Annotated in this window: 15 protein-coding genes; 6 read left to right on the top strand and 9 right to left on the bottom strand. The window is 67.6% G+C overall.

Translation table 11 applies throughout. The features are described 5' to 3' along the window. Window positions 1-4: 4 nt before the first annotated feature. The 7 genes from AC1DFE_RS16470 to AC1DFE_RS16440 form a co-directional block, all read right to left on the bottom strand. Window positions 5-841, bottom strand: coding sequence for an aldo/keto reductase (locus AC1DFE_RS16470; protein WP_476906952.1), 837 nt, complete (start codon window positions 839-841; stop codon window positions 5-7). After that, window positions 838-1686, bottom strand: coding sequence for a sugar phosphate isomerase/epimerase family protein (locus AC1DFE_RS16465; RefSeq protein ID WP_476906951.1), 849 nt, complete (start codon window positions 1684-1686; stop codon window positions 838-840). The genes AC1DFE_RS16470 and AC1DFE_RS16465 overlap by 4 nt, the downstream gene beginning before the upstream one ends. Continuing rightward, window positions 1683-3782, bottom strand: coding sequence for an oxidoreductase (locus AC1DFE_RS16460; protein ID WP_476906950.1), 2100 nt, complete (start codon window positions 3780-3782; stop codon window positions 1683-1685). Before AC1DFE_RS16460 ends, AC1DFE_RS16465 begins: the two co-directional genes overlap by 4 nt. A 3-nt stretch (window positions 3783-3785) precedes the next feature. After that, window positions 3786-4949 carry a Gfo/Idh/MocA family protein gene (locus AC1DFE_RS16455; RefSeq protein WP_476906949.1) on the bottom strand — a complete coding sequence of 388 codons (1164 nt, stop codon included), beginning with the start codon at window positions 4947-4949 and terminating at the stop codon, window positions 3786-3788. 42 nt (window positions 4950-4991) lie between these two features. Further along, window positions 4992-6344 carry an MFS transporter gene (locus AC1DFE_RS16450; RefSeq protein ID WP_476906948.1) on the bottom strand — a complete coding sequence of 451 codons (1353 nt, stop codon included), beginning with the start codon at window positions 6342-6344 and terminating at the stop codon, window positions 4992-4994. 211 nt (window positions 6345-6555) lie between these two features. Further along, on the bottom strand, window positions 6556-7353 hold the full coding sequence (locus AC1DFE_RS16445) for an IclR family transcriptional regulator (protein ID WP_476906947.1): 798 nt from the start codon (window positions 7351-7353) through the stop codon (window positions 6556-6558). After that, window positions 7353-8138, bottom strand: coding sequence for an IclR family transcriptional regulator domain-containing protein (locus tag AC1DFE_RS16440; RefSeq protein WP_476906946.1), 786 nt, complete (start codon window positions 8136-8138; stop codon window positions 7353-7355). The genes AC1DFE_RS16445 and AC1DFE_RS16440 overlap by 1 nt, the downstream gene beginning before the upstream one ends. A 242-nt stretch (window positions 8139-8380) precedes the next feature. Here AC1DFE_RS16440 and AC1DFE_RS16435 point away from each other — a divergent pair, with 242 nt between their 5' ends. The 5 genes from AC1DFE_RS16435 (at window position 8381) to AC1DFE_RS16415 (ending at window position 14070) form a co-directional block, all read left to right on the top strand. Then, window positions 8381-9709, top strand: a complete 1329-nt coding sequence (locus AC1DFE_RS16435) for an MFS transporter (protein WP_476906945.1) — start codon at window positions 8381-8383, stop codon at window positions 9707-9709. 207 nt (window positions 9710-9916) lie between these two features. After that, entirely contained in the window at window positions 9917-10813 is an 897-nt protein-coding gene (locus AC1DFE_RS16430) for a LysR family transcriptional regulator (protein ID WP_476906944.1), read from the top strand. A 177-nt stretch (window positions 10814-10990) separates the two neighbouring features. After that, window positions 10991-11323, top strand: a complete 333-nt coding sequence (locus tag AC1DFE_RS16425) for a YciI family protein (protein WP_476906943.1) — start codon at window positions 10991-10993, stop codon at window positions 11321-11323. Window positions 11324-11332: 9 nt separating this feature from the next. Beyond that, window positions 11333-12418, top strand: a complete 1086-nt coding sequence (locus AC1DFE_RS16420) for a zinc-dependent alcohol dehydrogenase (protein WP_476906942.1) — start codon at window positions 11333-11335, stop codon at window positions 12416-12418. After that, window positions 12415-14070, top strand: coding sequence for an FAD-dependent oxidoreductase (locus AC1DFE_RS16415; protein ID WP_476906941.1), 1656 nt, complete (start codon window positions 12415-12417; stop codon window positions 14068-14070). The genes AC1DFE_RS16420 and AC1DFE_RS16415 overlap by 4 nt, the downstream gene beginning before the upstream one ends. Window positions 14071-14331: 261 nt before the next feature. Here AC1DFE_RS16415 and AC1DFE_RS16410 read toward each other — a convergent pair whose 3' ends face one another. Then, window positions 14332-16824 (bottom strand): sensor domain-containing protein, encoded by a 2493-nt coding sequence (locus AC1DFE_RS16410; RefSeq protein ID WP_476906940.1) that lies wholly within the window; start codon window positions 16822-16824, stop codon window positions 14332-14334. A gap of 410 nt (window positions 16825-17234) precedes the next feature. Between AC1DFE_RS16410 and AC1DFE_RS16405 the strand changes: the two genes are divergently transcribed. Further along, window positions 17235-17687, top strand: coding sequence for a hypothetical protein (locus AC1DFE_RS16405; RefSeq protein WP_476906939.1), 453 nt, complete (start codon window positions 17235-17237; stop codon window positions 17685-17687). A gap of 78 nt (window positions 17688-17765) precedes the next feature. On the opposite strand, the gene AC1DFE_RS16400 is transcribed toward AC1DFE_RS16405, so the two are convergent. Then, window positions 17766-18383: zinc-binding dehydrogenase (locus AC1DFE_RS16400; protein WP_476906938.1), on the bottom strand; the 618-nt coding region annotated here is incomplete at its 5' end.

Below are 18383 nucleotides of genomic sequence, written 5' to 3'. Positions count from 1 at the left end.
TCTTTCAGTGTCCGAATTCGTCCGAGTCCAGCCGCGGCGGCGCGCCGGTGTCCAGGGCGTCGATGCCGGCCATTTCCGCCTCAGTGAGGGCGAAGCCGAAGAGGTCGAGGTTGTCGCGCTGCCGCCGGTCATCGGCGGATTTGGGGATGGCCACACGGCCGGACTGGACCTGCCAGCGGAGCACCACCTGGGCCGGCGTCTTGCCGTATTCCTCGGCCGGACCGGTGACGGCAGGGGCCGAGAGGAAGCCACCGTTCCGGCCCAGCGGGCTGTAGGCTGCGGTGACGATGCCGTGCTCACGGTGGAAGGCCAGCTGGTCCAACTGCTGGTGTTCGGGGTCAATCTGCACCTGGTTGATGGGAATATCCAGGCCCGCCGCCTGCAGCTCGCGCAGATGGGTCGGCTTGAAGTTGGAAACGCCCCAACACCTAATCAGTCCCTCCTCGGCCAGCCGGATGAGCCCCTCCGCGGCTTCGACAAACCGGCCCTGGATAGGATTCGGCCAGTGGATCAGGAAGAGGTCCAGGTAGTCGGTGCCAAGCCGCCGGGTCGCCGCGCAGAAGGCTTCGCGCACACCCGTCCTGCCGTGCCACTGCCTGTTGAACTTGGTGGTGAGGAACAGGTCCCCACGGGCAACGCCGCTGCGGCGGATCCCCTCGCCCACAGCCTCCTCGTTCCCGTAATTTTCGGCCGTATCAACGTGCCGGTACCCGTTGCCGATGGCACGGGCCACGGCGTCGGTGGCCGCTTCGCCAGTCATGGGCCAGGTGCCCAGGCCAATCAGGGGAATTACGACGCCGGGCGCCACTTCCGCCGTCGTGCTTTCCAGTACTTCGCTCACTTCGTTCCTGCTTTCAAGAGGTTGTCCGCTTCCTGCAACACGGCGGCGGCAGCATCCTTGAGCTTGCGTGCCCAGCCCAGCTCTCCCAGCCGGACCACCCGGCCGTCCGACGGCACCTCGACGCTCACCGGAACATCGGCGGGAGAAACGTTCACCAGTGCGGCAAGGTCGAATCCGCCTTCGCCCGGAACACCGCGTTCCGAGCGGGACTCCGCCACCAGGGCCGCACGGTCGGCCGGACGCTGCGCCGGCCCGTCGCACAGCTGCAGCAGCGGCACCAGGTCACGGTTCGCCTCGAGGTCCTGCCACTGCAAGGACCCCGGGACAGCCCCGAACCGGTTCAGATGGAGCGCGTCCATCACAATGTTGCAACCGGAGGTGCGGGCCAGGGCCACTGCGGCTGGGATGGAGTTCACCGCCTGGTAGGAGATGGGCTCAAGCGCAGGGACGATTCCGTAGTTGCGGCCGTCCTCGGTCATGCGGGCCAGTCTGTCGGCGAGGCGTGCGGTGTCGGGGTCGGACGCGGCCACAGTCAGGGATGCCGCACCCAGAGCCTGCCCGGCCTCCATCATGGCCAGCCACGCCTCGCGCTGATCGGTGCCATCCAGCAGCAGGAACTCGATGTCTCGGACCGTGACCCCGGTATCGGCCATCCGGGACAGGGTCTCCTTCAGCATCGGTGACCCCGGCCGCAGGTCATAGGGGCGCTCGGTGGGAGTGACAGCGCGGACGCGCGCGCCGATGAAGTCGAAACCGGCCTCGGCGGCGATGGCCACCAGCTGCGGCGGGGCGGTGTTGAGAAGGGACAGTTGGGCCAGGCCCAGTGGGCGGTGTGGTGCGCTCACGATGCTGCTCCGTTCATGCTGAGTTCGAGGGGTTGGGACGGCTCAGTGAGTGCCGCGGGCGCCGCGGCTATCGCTGCGGCGATGCGCTGTGCGGCGTCGTAGCCGCTCTTCACCGCGTTGGAGGCGATGGCCGGGGTCCGGTCCACCACAGTCCCGGCGAGGGTGACGGGTATGCCGGTGAGCCTGCTCAGCTCGGCGTCGCGTTCGCCGGCCGAAAGCGAATCGTCCAGCGGCCGAACGGACCGGGAAACCAGCAGCGGACCTGGCGCGCCCAGCCACTCGCCGGCGGGCGGAAGGCCTGGACCGGCAATCCGGATGCGGACGCCGTCGTATTCCTCGATCGTGGCACCCAGCCGGATCCGCACCCGCGGATTCTGCTCGAGCCGGGGCACGGCAAGGATCTTCGCCCGCCGCCCGGACTCCGGCGCGAGGACGTCCTGCGGCCCCACCAGCAGCACCGCCGTGCCGCGGTCCGCGAGGGTGTCGGCCAGGCTCATGGCCACCGAGTCGGCACCCCAGATGGTCACGGCTTCCGGAACACCGCCGCCGGCTGACCCATCAAAGTCGAGCACCTCGGGGTGCGCGGCGAGCCAGTCCTGCACGTCCGCCACGCCGGGCAGATCGGCACCGGGGAAACCTGCGCCGGGCCGGGTTCCGCCGGTGGCCAGCACCACGCCGTCGGCGGCGGTTTCCCGGACCAGCCCGGCCAGATCGGAAAGGTCCACTCGCTGGCCCAGACGGATGTCAATGCCTAACCGTTCGTTCTCGGCCGCCGACCAATCCGTGAACCGGTGGAAATCCGGCGTCGACTTCATCCGTTCCGCGAGGGCGAACTGCCCGCCGTACCGGGCGCCGTCGTCAAGCACGGTGACCTGCGCACCTGCCAAGGCAAGTTCCCGGGCGGCGGTGAGGCCCGCGGGTCCGGCTCCCACCACGGCGACCCGGGCACCCGGCCGCACGGCCGGCGTCGGAACGGGGACGCGCGAGCGCCCGACGGCGGGGTTGACGGTGCAGGTGACCTGCCCCTGGCCGAGGGTGTCGATGCAGACGTTGCACGCGATGCACGGACGGTAGGCCTCGCCGCGGAGCACGCCGCCCACAAAGGCGGGGTCCGCGTGGATGGCCCGGGCCAGGCTCACGAAATCGCAGACGCCGCCGGCGAGGACCTCCTCGATGACGGCCGGCGAGTTCAGCCGCCCCGCCAGGCCCAGTGGAAGGCCGAACTGCCGGTATGCCGCGGCGTAATCGCGAAGCAGGCCGGGCTTCCACTCGCCGGGCTGCACGATCCATTGGCCGGCGTCGTAGCTTCCGGCGGACAAATCGAGGAAGTCCAGCTGGTCCAGGTTCGCTTTGGCCATGATGGCCACCTGGCGTTCGGCGCTGATGCCGTCCGCCGGACCCTCGACGACGGAAACCCGAACACCTACAATCGCGTCCGGCGCCGCCTTCCGGACGGCGTCGATGACCAGGTTCAGGAAGTGCTCCGGCGCGGCGAACTCATCCGTGCGGTGGTTGGAGATCGGTGACATGAACTGGTGGATCAGGTAACCGTGCGCGCCGTGGATGTTGATCACGTCGAAGCCCGCGGCCACTGCGCGGCGGGCGGCCGCGGCGTACGCGGACACGAGGTCGTGGCATTCCCCCGCAGTCAGTTCCCGCGGCACCTCCCCGCCGGCCACCGCGCACGGCACCGGCGACGGCGCCACGTTCTTGTGCCCGGACACCGCCGTCTGCGCGGTCCGGCCGCCGTGGTTGAGTTCGACGGCGGCCAGCGCACCTCCGGCGTGCAGCGCGTCGGTGAGCCGGCGCAGTCCGGGAATCATGTCGTCGGTGTGCAGGCCCAGCTGGTGGGTGCGGCCCTTGCCGTCGGCCCGGACATAGGTGGCTTCGGTGGTGACCAGGCCGAGGCCGGCCTTTGCGCGGGTGAGGAGGTAGTCGATGTACTGCTCGGTGATGTGCCCGTCGGCCGTGCCGTAGTTACGTTCCATCGGGGCGGAGGCGAGCCGGTTGCGGAGGGTCCGCGGCGTGCGGCCGTTCCGGCCGAGGGTGAAGGGACGGGCGGCGTGCCGGGTTTCCAGGGTGTTGTGCGCTGTCATGGCCTAGCCTGCCGCTTCCGCCGGAACGCGGGTGCCAGCTGAAACCTCAACATCGGCCGGCACCTTGACATCCGATGGAACCTCGACGTCGGCGAAGCGGACGGGGCGGCCGGTGCGTGAGGATTCGTAGACCGCAAGCAGGATCCGCAGCGATTTCAGGGCATCCTTTCCGGTGATCGCCGGCTCGGAGCCGGCGTCCAGGGCCTGCACGAAATCGCGGACCTGGCTGGTGTGGTGCGGAATCAGCTGGCCGTTGATGGTAGAGAGGTCAACGTTAGGCTCCACGCCTTCGGGGTGGACAGGCTCCACAGTGATCTTCTCCCCCACGGCCCACAGGTCAAGCCGGCCGTCGCTGCCCTCGGGGAACTCCGTCAGCGACGCCGAAGCCCCCGTTTCGCCCGTGATCCGGAGCTGGATACCCAGGTTGGGGGACACCGCCGTCGACGCTTCCAGTGTTGCCATGGCGCCGGAGGTGAAGGTGATGACGGCCGTGGCGGAGTCCTCCACCTCGATGTACTCGCCGTGCCGGTAGGTGTTGACCTTTCCGTAGACCTCGGCCACGTCGCCGAGGTACCACTGCAGCAGGTCGATCTGGTGGATGGCCTGGGTCATGAGCACGCCGCCGCCGTCGTTTTCCCAGGTGCCGCGCCAGGCGTCGCGGGAATAGTATTCCGCCGCGCGGTGCAGCATCACGGAACACTGGGCCATGAGCGGCCGGCCCAGCGTCCCGTCGTCGATCGCGGAGCGGATCCGCTGAGCTGCCGGCCAGAAGCGGCGCTGGAACAGTGCGCCGAACTGCACGCCGGCCTCCGCGCAGGCGGTGACCATCCGCTCAGCCGACTCGATCCGGGTGGCGATCGGCTTTTCGCACAGCACATGCACCCCGGCTGCCGCAGCCTTGAGCACCACCTCTTCATGGGTGGGGTGCGGTGTGCAGACCGAGACGATATCCACGCCCAGCGCCAGCAGCTGGTCCACGGTGTTCACCGCATTCGGCACCTCCCAGGCGTGGGCGGTGGCGTGGGCCCGGTTCAGGTCGATGTCGCACACACCGACCACCTGGACATTGTCCAGGGCGCCGAAGGCCTCGAGGTGGTTGCGGGAAATGGCGCCGCAGCCCACGATTCCGGCTCGGTAGGTGCGGGGGGCGGTTGCTGACGGGGTCATGGTTCCAACTTTCTTGTGAGTGGGGGGCGGGGCCGGCTGCGGCTATCGGTGCAGGCCAAGTTCCTGGAGGGGAGTCTTGTGGGTTTCGCGGGCCGTGGCGATAGCGATCGCGGAGACCGCCAGGCAGGCCACCGTGAAGCCTGCCACCGGGATCCAGCCGCCGGGACCCGGCTGGGCCAGGAGGGTGGCGATGGCGGGGGCGAAGCCGGTGAGGATCAGGCCCACCTGGCTGCCGATGGCCATCCCGGAGTAGCGGACCGGCGCGGGGAACATCTCGGGGAAGAAGACTGTCCAGACGCCGTTCCAGCAGGAGTAGAAGACGGACATGTTCAGCAATCCGAAGACGAAGATCAGGGCGATGTTGTGCTCGCTGATGGCCCAGAAGTAGCCGAACGAGGTAACAGCGCAGCCGAGAGAGCCCACCAGGAGAACCTTCTTGCGGCCAAACCGGTCCGAGAGGATGCCGGCCAGCGGGATGGTAAACATTGACAGGCCGATGGTGACGGCGTTGACCGTGAGCATGAGGGTCCGGTCCAGGCCGATGCCCTTGCCGGTGGCGTAGGCCAGGGCGTACACGGTGAAGGTGGTCTGCATGACGGAGAACAGCATGACCAGGGCCACGCGCAGGACGTCGCGCCACTGCGTCTTCATCACTTCGGCCGCCGGAATGCCCTTGGGCTTCTTCGCTTCCACAGTCTCTTCGAACACGGGCGGTTCCTCCAGCCGGGTGCGGATCCAGTAGGCGACCAGCAGGACGACGGCGGACAGCCAGAACGGGATGCGCCAGCCCCAGCCCAGCAGCTGCTCCTCCGGGAGGGCGGCGAGCGGGATGAACACCACCGTGGAGAGCACCATGCCGGACGCGTAGCCCGTCATCACGAAACTGGTGAAGAAACCGCGGCGTCCTTCTGGGGAGTGCTCCATGGTCAGCGTAGAGGCGCCCGCGGACTCGGCGCCGGCGGAGAATCCCTGCGCCAGCCGGCCCGCCAGCAGGAGTGCCGTGGCCCAGTAGCCGACCTGGTCATAGGTGGGCAGGAAGCCGATGCCCATGGAGGCGACACCCATGATTACCAGCGTGATCATCAGCGCCTGCTTGCGGCCGATCTTGTCCCCGAAGTGGCTCATGATGACACCGCCCAGGGGCCGTGCCAGGTAGCCGACGCCGAACGTGGCCATCGCGCCGAGCAGGGCAACCACCGGGTCCCCGCCGGGGAAGAAAATCTTCGGGAACACCAGCGCTGCTGCCGTGCCGTAGATGAAAAAGTCGTAGTACTCCAGCGTGGATCCCAGGAAGGAAGCCAATGCGGCCTTCCTGGGGGTCTTCGCCGGGAGGCTTTCCGCGTGGTCCAGGACGGCGGTCTCCGCGGCGGGGGTTGGGGGCTGGACGTGTCCCATAGGTTCTCCTCATTGAGTTTCCAGGGCGGCCGCCACTAGCTGGTGGCGGCCGAAGTGTTGAGCGTGCACCGTGCCCGGTGGCTGTCGCTCTGGGGAGAAACACTAGGAGAAGGGGGAAGCGGCGCGGCGAAACTTCCCGTTCAACGGGACGCCGATAAGGTGGAGACTTCGACTGCGGAGAGATGTTTCGCGGCTGGGGTATAGCCTCAGGTCACGCGCCCTGCAGCCAGGGCCTCGTGCCGTACGGACGGCGCTCTGCGCCCATGGTCCGGGACAGGCCGCGCCCTGCGGCCACCAGGACGGGAAGCACCACCTTCGGGTCCTCGTCCGCCGTCGGAATAACGACGGCGATCGCTCCGATCACGCTGTTGCCCTCGCCAAAGACGGGGACGGCGTAGGCGGTGTTTTCCTGCACCAGGACGCCCGCCATGCGGACGTATCCGCGTTCCCGGATCAAGGCGAGCTGGGCGCGCAGGCGCGCCGGGTCGGTCTCCGTGGCGGCCGTGGTTTTCTCCAGCGTCCCCGCCAGGAACCGCTCCTGCACGTCGCGGGGCATGTGCGCCATCATGGCCATCCCGGACGATGTGTTGTGTATCAGAAGCCGGCCGGCCTCCGCGGCGAGATTGGTGGCAGTGCCGTGACGGTCCAACTGCTCCAGGTAGAGCACGGTGCGGGAATCGACGTCGGGAATGGAGAGCGAGACCTGCTCCCGGACAGCGGCATGGACGCCTTCGAGGAACGGAAGGCCCCGGCGTCGGAATTCCTCGAGGGGGTTGCTGCGGGACGCGAGTTCCCACATCTTCATACCGACGCCGTAGTCACCGGCCTCGCTGCGGTTCAGCAGCCCGCTGTCCACCAGGTCGTTGGCCAGCCGGTGGGCGGTGCTGCTGGACATGCCCGTGGCCCGGACCAGTTCGCTCAGGGACATCCGCGGGCGGCCCTTCGAAAACGCGTCCAGGATCTTCACCACGCGCTGGATGACCGATTCGCCGGAGGGCGAGTTGGCCATCAGGCCCGCCGCAGCCCGGTCGTGTCCCCGCCGTAGTCCAGGCCAATCCGCCGGGCAGCCTCCTGCAGGCATGGCACCACGGACTTCTCAATGTCCTCGGCAGGGGAACGGTGTGTCTGCAGGGAAACGTTGACGGCTGCCACCACGTCATGGCCGCGCCACACCGGCACCGCCACGCCACGCAGCCCTTCTTCCAGTTCCTGCGACACCATGGCCCACCCCCTGGACCTGGCACGCTCGACTTCCGCACGCAGCTGCTCGAGGCTTGCAATCGAGTGCTCCGTCAGCTTCTGCAGCCGGACGGTGTCGAAGTAGGCCCGCAGGCCCTCCTCGGTCAGCGCAGCCAGCAGCACACGCCCCATGGAGGTGGCCCAGGCCGGGAACCTGGTGCCCACGGTGATGGTCACACTCAGCAGCCGCGGCGAGGGCACGCAGGCCACGTACACGACGTCGGCGCCGTCGAGAATGCAGAGGGAGGTGGTCTCGTTGAGCTCGGCGGCGAGGGTCTTCAGATGCCGGGCCGCGATGGCGGGAAGCTCGAGGTTGGCCAGGAAGGACCGGCCGATGTCCAGCGAGCGGGCGGTCAGTTCGAAGTGCGCTCCGTCCGCCCGCAGGTAGCCGAGGTCCGCCAGTGTGAGGAGGAACCGCCGGGCGGAAGCCCTGGTCATGTCCGCAGCCGCGGCCACCTGGGACACCGTCAGCCGGGGAGTGATCGGAGTGAAGGCCCGGAGCACGTCGAACGCCTTTTCAACCGATTTCACAAAGTAGGCCGGCTGTTCGTCCATGAGCTCCCTGCACCTCCCGGCAACCTCCAGCGGAGACCGCTAAGACATGTGGAAGCTGCGCACTGTTCCTGACCTACCAAGAATACGGTCCGCCGTCCGGCGCCGCGGCGGACGATGAAAACGGATTGTGAGTCACTTCACTCTGCGCTATGCTTTTTTTAGTCGCATATCGCACGCTTGTTCGCGATACGCACAAATCAAAAATCCGGACCCCGTCTTTCAGTGCGGAAGGACCCCCTGCAATGACCTATCTCGCCCCCAATGTCACCGCCGAGGCGAAGCAGTACCAGCTCAAGCGCGCCAAGAAGGCCGCCCTCGCCGCCTTCCTCGGCGGCGCGCTGGAATACTACGACTTCTTCATCTACGCCACCGCGGCGTCGCTGATCTTCTCCAAGATCTTCTTCCCGTCCGGCGACCCCACCGTCGCCTTGATCGCCTCCTTCGCGACCTTCGGTGTCGCCTACGTGGCACGGCCCTTCGGCGCCGTCGTCTTTGGCCATCTGGGGGACAAGATTGGCCGCAAGAACACCCTCGTCCTGACCCTCGTGCTCATGGGATCGGCCACGTTCCTGATCGGTGCCCTGCCGGACTTCAACGCCGCCGGCTACTGGGCACCGGCCCTGCTGGTGCTGCTGCGCCTCACGCAAGGTCTCTCCGCCGGCGCGGAAACGGCTGGCGCTTCTGCCCTGTCCACCGAGGAAGCACCCGAAGGACGCCGCGGCTTCTTCGCCAGCTTCGCCATGAGCGGCATCTCTGCCGGCATCGTGCTGGCCTCCCTCGCCTTCCTCCCCGTGGCGGCCATGAGCGAAGCCGACCGCCTCGCCTGGGGCTGGCGCATCCCCTTCTGGCTCTCCCTCGTGGTGCTGATCGTCGCCTACCTGGTACGACGCTCCCTGGAGGAGCCCGAGGTCTTCGAGGAAAAGCACGACCACGGCGAACTGGTCAAGCTTCCATTCGCCAAGATGTTCAAGACGCACCCGGCACAGTTCTTCCAAGTGGCGCTGATGTCCTTCGAGACCGTCACCAACACGTTCATGCAGTCCTTCGGCCTCGCATATGCCGTGTCCGTCGGCGTCCCGACCTCAACCATGCTGTGGGTGAGCATCCTGGGCAACGTCATCGCCATGTTCAGCCAGCCGCTGCTGGCCAGGCTCTCGGACCGCCTGGGCCGGCGCCCGGTGTTCATCGCCGGCGTGCTGGGCTCCGGGCTGATGATCTTCGTGTACTTCTCGGTCATCTCCACCGGGAACATCCCGATGATCTTCCTCGCGAGCACGGTGATCACCGCCGGAACGTACTCCATGTCCAACGCGATCTACCCGGCCTGGTTCTCCGAACTGTTCAACGTCAAGGTGCGCTACTCGGGCATGGCCATCGGCCTGCAGATCGGCATCCTCTGCGCCGGATTCACCCCACTGCTGGGCACCGCGCTGGTCGGCGCCGACAAGGCCAACTGGGGCCCTGCCGCATGGATTGTCGCGGCGTCCTCCCTGCTGGCTGTGGCCGGCGCGTACTGGGCCCGCGAAACCCACAAGACCCCGCTGCGGGAACTGGGCAACCCGGTCAGGTAACCAGTCCGTTCCGCCAGCCCGCTCTGGTCACCACGGCATAGGAGTTTTTGTCCATCTGTCGCGACTTTAGGGCCCTTTTGCGGCCATTATCTGGACAAAAACTCCAACAGACGAAGCGCGAACGAGCAGATAGTGCCCTCACATTGCTACTTTGAGGGCACTATCTACGTTTTCACGACATGACTTTGGGTCCGAAGGGGGAATTGCATGGAGCTCCGGCAGATCGAGGCTTTCCTTGCCGTCGCCGAGGAACTGCACTTCGGCCGCGCAGCGCACCGCCTCCGGATGGCCCAGTCGCCGCTGAGCCAGACCATCAGGAAGCTCGAAAAGGAGCTCAGCTCGGACCTGTTCGAGCGCAACACCCGCTCGGTCGCCCTGACGACGGCGGGTGTCGCCTTCCTCCCCCATGCCCGCCGCATCATCGACGAACTCGATCTTGCCCGCCGTTCCGCCGTCACCGATCCCGGCACGTTCTACGGCCGCCTCAGCATCGGCTTTTCCGGAGCGCTGAACCACCGGACCCTTCCCCCGCTGACCCGGGCGCTCCGCCACCGCTACCCCGCCCTCGACCTCACCCTCACCGGAGGTTTGCTGACCCAGGACGCCCTGCAGCAGCTCCGGAACGGTTCGCTGGACCTCGCGTTTGTGGGGCTGCCGCTCGATGCGGGCGCGCTGGCCACCCGGACCATCGCCCTCGAACAGCTGGGCGCCACCGTGCCGGTGGACCACCCCTTGGCCGAACGGCCGGCGGTCGGGCTGGCCGAACTGGCCGACGACGGTTTTGTCACCATGCGTGCCGCGCAGGGATCCACCCTCCGCGAGGCGATCTTCGCTGCCTGCGCCGCTGCGGGGTTCCGGCCGAGGGTGGCACAGGAAGTCACGGATCCGTACACCGCGCTGTCGCTCGTTGCCGGCGGAGTCGGGGTGAGCCTGATGCCCTCCTCCGTCGCCAGCATCATGCCCGGCGGCACCGTGTTCATCCCGCTGATCGGCACCGTGCCGCTGCTGGAGTCGGGCCTCGCGTGGAACCCGGCCGGCATCTCCCCCGCCCTGGCCCTGGCCCTGGCCGTCGCCGAAGAAGTCCTCCCGACGCCGGTAGGCTGACCGCGGTCCTCACGCCGCGGTCACCGCGGCCGGCTGAGGCACTCAACCCGGCCTCCCGCCGTCGTACATTATGTGTTTTCTGCACATACTCATTGACCAAATAAGTGTTGGACGAGACACAATTGCGGCGATCACGATGGAGGGAACATCCACCCGCTCAACGATGAGGACACATCCATGGAAACTTTCGCTGTCACCTACGCCTACTCCGCCAACACGTCCGCAGGCCGGGACGAACACCGCCCCCGCCACGTCGAGTTCCTGCGGGAGCAGTTCAACGACGGCCGGCTGGTGAAGAGCGGTCCGTTCGGGCCGCAGGAGGACCCGGGCGCGCTGCTGATCATCGAGGCAGATTCGAAGGCCGACGCTGAGGCACTGATGGACCGGGACCCGTTCTATCTCAACGGCCTCGTAGAGCAGCGCGGCATCCGGCAGTGGAACATTGTCTTTGACACCAACGCCGACACCAACGCCGACACCAATGCCGGCGCCGACGCCTCCCGGAACTAGGAGCGCGTCTTGCTGATCGCGCGCACCGTCGCCAAGGAGACCATCCGCTACCAAGACGCTCCGGCGCCGGCCCTCGAGCCCGGCCATGCCCTTGTCCGCGTCCACAATGTCACCCTGTGCGGCACCGACCTGCACATCTGGGAGGACGACTATCCGGCAGGACTGCCCGTCATCCAGGGCCATGAATTTGCCGGCGTCGTCGAGTCCATCGGCCGGAACGACGCCGGCGTCCGCGCCGGTGACCGCGTTGCCGTCAGCCCGATGGTCTACTGCGGGGAGTGCCGGCCGTGCCGCCTGGGCCGGTTCAACATCTGCGAGGATATCGGCTGCATTGGCTTCTATTCTGACGGCGCGCTTGTGGAACTGCTCAGCGTGCCGGTGGAAAAACTGTGCCCCGTTCCGGACGGACTGGAACTGGATCTCGCAGCCATGGCCGAGCCTGCGTCCATCGCCATGCAGGCGGTGAACCGGGGCCGGCCGGCGCCCGGCGAGACCGCCCTGGTGCTGGGCAGCGGTCCGATCGGGCTGCTCGCCGCGCTGTACCTGACGGACCTCGGCGTGAGGGTTGTCTGCGCCGACACGGAGCCGGACCGGCTGGAGCTGGCCTCTGCGTTCGGGGCCGTGGACACACTGCTCGTGGATCCGTGTGCGGACTTCCCGGGTACGGACCAGGCCGTCCGCTTGGATGCGCTAACGGATTCATCGGGGCCATCCCTGGTCATTGAGGCCACGGGTGTTCCGTCCTCTCTTGAGACCGGCATCCGCCTTGTGGCGAGCGCCGGACGGATCGTCCAGGTGGGGATTTCGGCGCGGACCGCGTCCGTTCCGATGAATGCCGTCCCCTTCAAGGAGATTGACTTGCTGGGCAGCCGGAACAGCCTGAACCTCATCCCGGCAGGGCTGGAACTCCTGGCACGGCACCGGGACGAGGCCCGCACGCTGATGACGCACCGCTTCCGATTCGAGGACCTGCAGCAGGCCTTCGAACTGATGCGCAGCCGCACCGAGCCGGTGGGCAAGATCGTGGTGGACATGCCGGCCGCGCAGTCCGCTCCCTCGGAGGGAACCGCCGCGCTCACGGAGGCGAAGCTGTGAGCGGGAGCGAAGGCGTGGGCGGGGCGTCGGCAAGCCCGCTGCTCACTCCCGCCGGGAGCATCTCGGGCAGCTACGACGTGGTGGTGGCTGGCAGCGGCGCCGCCGGCCTGGTCGCGGCGATCCGGGCGGCCGACGCCGGGCTGAGGGTGCTGGTGGCCGAGAAGGCGGCGCTGCTGGGCGGAACCACCGCAGCCGGCGGCGGCGTGATGTGGGCACCGAACAACCACCTGGCCCGGCAGGCGGGTTACCGGGACAGCCATGAGGACGGGGTCGCGTACCTCACCGAGGCCGCCGGGCACGTGCTGACCCGCGAGGAAGTGGAGTGGTACGTCCGGACGGCGCCGCGCGCCGTCTCCTATCTCGACGGCGAAACCCGGCTTTCCCTGACGCCGATCTCCCGCCCGGATTACCACATGGAATGGCAAGGCGCGGCCGACGGCGGACGCGGCCTGGACAACGGTGCCTTCGACCCGTCGGGGTACCCGGGCCTCGCGGAGGCGATCCGGCCGTCGTCGTATTTTCCGCTGCTGACGATGACCGAACGCGACCGGCTCAACGGCCGGGCGGCGGATCCGGAACTGCTGGCCCGTCGCGCCGCCACGGGTGTGCGGACCATGGGCGGCGCCTTGGTGGGGTCACTGCTGGCGAGCGCCCTGGACCGCGGCGTGGAGATCGCGGTCTCCGCCCCGGTGGAGGATCTGGCCCGAGAGGGTGAACGGTGGACCCTGACCCTCGGCGGCGCCGCAGCCGGCAAAATCACGTCCGCGGCCGCCGTCGTACTCGCTTCGGGCGGTTTCGAGTGGAACCCGCGGCTCCGCCGGGCGTTCTTGCCGTTTCCCGTGACGCCCATCAGCGCGCCGTCCAACGAGGGCGACGGCCTGGAACTGGGGCTGGCGGCCGGTGCCGCTGTGGCGGACATGACCGCCATTTGGGGAGTTCCGGTGATTTCCGAGGCCGCCCACGAGTACGACGGCGAGCGGTCCGGCCGGATGGGGAATGTGGAAATGACCCTGCCCGGCTCGATCACGGTGAACGCGGCCGGGAAGAGGTTCGTCAATGAGGCGCTGAACTACCACGATGCCAGCCGCGTTTTCGCTTCCGTTGACCCGCGGACCGGACGCCAGCAGAACAACCCGGCGTGGCTGGTGTTCGATGCGGCCTACCTGGCGAAGTATCCGGTGGCCGGTTCGGCCGCGGGCTCGCCGGCTGACTGGATGACGGCCGCGGATGCGCTGGAGGAACTGTCCGGCAAGCTGGGGATCGATCCTGCCGGGCTGGCCGCCACGGTGGTCCGGTTCAATGCCGACGCCGCGAGGGGGGTGGACACGGAGTTCCACCGCGGCGCCACACCCCAGGACCGCTTCCTGGGCGACGCCGCCAACATGCCCAACCCGTGCCTGGCCCCTTTGACGACGGCTCCGTTTTACGCGGTCCGGATCTCCGCCGGCGTGCTCGGAACCTCCGGCGGCCTGGACACCGACTTCAACGGCCGCGTCCTGGACCGGCACCGGCGGCCCATCCACGGACTCTACGCTGCAGGCAATGTCTCCGCCGGCGTGTTCCGCAACAACTACCCCGGCGGCGGGGCAACACTGGGCTCGGCCATCACCCGGGCCTTCGCAGTAGGCGAGCACCTCGCGGCGAACCTCTAAGCGCTCCCACGGATGGAGTTTTTGTCCATTTGTCGCGACTTTAGGGGGCTTCAGCGGCCATTATCTGGACAAAAACTCCAAACGAGAGGAAGGACGACGGCGGGACTACCCGCCGTCGTCGGCTTCCAATTGCGTCTGCGCGGCAGCGGCGGTGCTCGAGGAGCGCCAACCCCCAAGGACGGAGTTTTTGTCCATTTGTCGCGACTTTAGGTGCCTTTAGCGGCCATTATCTGGACAAAAACTCAAGAGCCATACGGAAAGTTAGCCGAACCGTGGCAGCGGCTCCCCCGCTGAAATCCCCGCAGACAGTCCTGCGGACACCGCCGCGGAAAACGCCGCAGGATGCTTGGCCGGGTGGGACTGCAGCCAGGCCGGGATCCGCTCGGCCGGCAGCGGCTTGCTCCAGAGGTAGCCCTGGGCGAGGCGCACACCCAGCCGCCGGAGTTCGCTCAGCTGGACGCCGGTCTCGACGCCTTCGGCCACCACCTCAAGGCGCAGGCTCTCCGCCATGCCGAGGACCAGTTCGATGATGGTGGCGCCGTGCGGGTCGGTGCCCAGCTCCTCGACGAAGGTGCGGTCGATCTTGAGGGTGCGGGCCGAGAGCCACTTGAGGTAGCTCAAGGAGGAGTAGCCGGTGCCGAAGTCGTCGATGGACAGGCCAACACCCAGGCGGGCCAGCCGCTGCAGCGTTTCCTTGGGCAGGTCGGGCTGGTCCATGAGCACGGTTTCAGTGATTTCCAGGTGGACGGCGGCAGGGTCGATCCCGGTCTCGAGAACGGCAGCCTCCACGACGTCGGGAAAATCGCCGGCCACGAGCTGGCGGCCGGAGATATTCACTGCAGCCGTGAAGTTCTCCGCCCCCCGAACCTGCGTCCGCAACTGCTGCACCTGGCGCAGCGCCTCGCGGAGCACCCACGTGCCGATCGGCAGGATCAGGCCCGTCTCCTCGGCAATGGGGATGAAGGCGTCCGGCATGATCGGGCCGTGCTCGTGGTGGTGCCAGCGGAGCAGCGCCTCAAAGCCGACGGCGCCCTCCGTGGCGACGTCGATGATCGGCTGGTAGTTCAGCGACAGCTCATTGCGCTCCAGCGCAAGCCGCAGATCCGACTCGAGGTCCAGCCGCCCGGTGGCCCGCCCGGTCATGCGCACATCGTAAATCGCCGACGAATCCCCGCCGGCCGATTTAGCCCGGTACATGGCGGCGTCGGCCCCCTGCAGCATCGACTCTGCGGTGTCCTCCCCGTCTGCCAGGGCGATGCCCACGCTGACGTTGAGGTAGATCTGCCGGCCATCCACGTCGAACGGCTGCCGGGTGGCGTTCTTGATCCGTTCGGCGAGGTCCTGCGCTCCGCACATCTGCAGGTTCTCGCAGATCACCACGAATTCGTCGCCGCCGAACCGGCCCACGGTGTCGCCGTCCCTGACCGAGGCCTTCAGCCGCTCCCCCAGCAGCACCAGTATCGTGTCGCCCGCACCGTGGCCAATGCCGTCATTGATCAGTTTGAACCGGTCGACGTCGACGAACATCACCACCGGCCGGGCGGCCCGGTCCAGGAAATTCTGCAGGACCTCGGTGACCATGTACCTGTTCGGCAGGCCCGTCAGCGCGTCATGGCGCGCCTGCCACTCCAAAATCTGTTCGGCGTTCTTCCGGTCGGTGATGTCCAGGACGGTGTCCAGGAACCGGAGCGGCTTGCCGTCAGTGCTGTTCATGCTCCGAATCCGTGAGTGCAGCCACCGCTGTTCGCCGGTGGGCCGAATAATCCGGTATTCGAAGTCGGCGAAGCCGAGGCCATGGTCCAGGCTCTGCCACATGTCGCGGACGCGCTCCCGGTCCTCGGGGTGGGTCCGCGCGAGGATGGCTTCGCGGTCTTTCCGGTCCCCGGCGGACATTCCCAGGATCCGGTCGAATTCCTCGGAGTGCCATGTCTCCCCGGTGGCAACGGTGTGTTCCACGCTTCCGACGTGCGCCATCTCCTGGGCAGCCAGCAGCCGCTCGCGTTCGGCGTCGGCTGCGGCCTTCAGCCGCTGGATCTCCGTAATGTCCCTGGCAATGGCGGATGCCCCCACCCGGAAGCCGTCCTGGTCGTAGACAGGGGACACTGTCAGTTCGACGTCGATCACCGAGCCGTCCTTGCAGCGCCACCGCGCCTCCACGCCGGTGACGAACGCTCCGCTCCCCGAGCGGGCGGTGACTTCCGTGCCAAAGTACGCACCGTCGTCGGCCGTCACCAGCCCGTGGCTTTGCCCCACGGCCTCCCAGGAGCTCCAGCCGAGCATCCTCGCCGCCCCGGCATTCCAGCTGGTGATCTTGCCAGCGAGGTCAGCGCCGATGATGGCATCGCCGGAGGACTCGACCATGGCAGAGAGCCTGCGCAGGATGGCCTCGGTGTGCTTGCGGTCGGTGATGTCCTTCGAGATCGCCACGACGGCCACAGGCACGGTGTGCCGGCCCCTGATCCGGCTGACTGTCGCGTGGACCGGGAACTCGCGGCCGGTGCTGTGGCGAACCCACAGCTCACCGGCCCAGTCACCGCCGGCAGCCACCCGGTTCGCGATTTCACTGTCGGTGGCATCGCCGCCACGGACCTCGGCACCGCCGGTGATGCCCAGGTCCGTGATTTTCAGCCCCAGGACTTTGTCCGGGCCAAACCCGTACAGCCGCTCCGACGCGCGGTTCCAATACGTGACGCGCCAGTTGCCGTCCATGCCGATGACCGATTGGCCGATCTCGTCCAGCAGCAGTGATTGCATCACTAAATCGTCACGGTGTTCCCCAGCCATAACCCCTCCGACAGGTGCTCCCCCAGATGGCAGCGCGCTTAAGCACTCGGACCGTTTGCTTAGGAACAGTGCTGGAAGTAAATCAGCAGGTTGAGTTTCCCGCAAGGGCAGCGGACGACGGCGGGACCTCCCGCCGGCATCCGCTTCCTTTTCATTTGGCTCTTGTCAGCGCTACCGGTACGTGAGTAAGGTGCGGCCAGCCGGACTTTCGGCCGCACCGGATGTTTGGCATTTCAGCGCGGCGCCGGGAACGGCGCCGCCGTCAGGGGCCATGACCTGAACCAACATGACCCCGTATTTTCAGGCGCTCGGTCACCGCACCGGCACGGCCACGGGGACGCAGGACGCCACGCTTCCACTCCTCCATTCAAGGAAAACTGATGTTAGGCACCAGAAGCCGCCTCGCCGTCGTCGCTCTCGCCGCCGGCCTCATGGGCATCGCCGCCCCAGCCCACGCAGCCCCCGCGACGCTCGTAAGCGCGGGGCCCGGAATCCTCGTCGCCGACGGCGCCGCCGTCGATATTCCGCTCACCTTCGTCTGCGACACGGACCCCACCCTGCTGACTGCAGTACCCGTCATCCAGCTCACTCAAAGGGTCAGCGACGGACGGATTGCCGGAGGCCTCGGCAACGACCAGCTGGACTGCACCAGAAAGGCCCAGACCGTTACCATCCGCGTTGTTCCCAGCATGATGGCGTTCAACGAGGGCGCGGCAGCGGCCACCATCGTGCTGCAAAGCTGCAACGCGCAATTCCAGTGCTCCGCCAAGATCATTAACACCGAGGTGAAAATCGCCAAGGGCGCGGGCACCGGCATTCAGCCCCAGAGGTAGTCCGGCTAGGAAAGTTCCAGCTCGCGGACGATGCCGTCCACCAGCGATGCTGATCCGGCCTGAAAGCTGTGGCTGGCTTTAGCCGGCGAAGTTGAGGAGGACTTTGCCGGATTGGGCGGAGTTGCGGGCGATGTCGAAGGCTTCGAGGGCGTCGGTGACGGGGTAGTCGTGCGTGATGACCGGGTCGATGGTGAGGGTGCCGTCGGCGAGGGCGGTGATGACCTGGTCGATTTCGTCGTTGAACCGGAACGAGCCGCGCAGGTCCAGTTCCCGGGTGATGGCCAGGGAGATCAGGACCGGTTGCGGGCCGGTGGGCAGCAGCCCGACCATGACCACGGTCCCGCCCCTCGCGGCGCCCTGGATCGCGGAGGCCAGCCCGTGGTGGTTGCCGGAGGATTCGATCACGACGTCGGCCTGCACCTTTGCGATCGCCTCACCGTCGGCGGCGGTCAGGACCTCGTCCGCGCCCACCGCCGCGGCGATCTCCAASGGTTTGGCGTGCATGTCCACCGCCACGATCCGGGCCGCGCCGGCGCGTTTGAGGACCGCGACCGCCAACGCCCCGATCGGGCCACTGCCGATCACCAGCGCGGTTTTGCCCGCCACGTCCCCGGCCCTTGACACCGCATGCCAGGCCACCGACGCCGGTTCGATCAACGCCGCCGTCCGCAAATCCAGGGTCCCGGGCAGGGCCCG

The organism is Arthrobacter sp. 05T423 (assembly GCF_056396245.1).
This window is presented reverse-complemented; position numbering and strand designations above follow the sequence as displayed.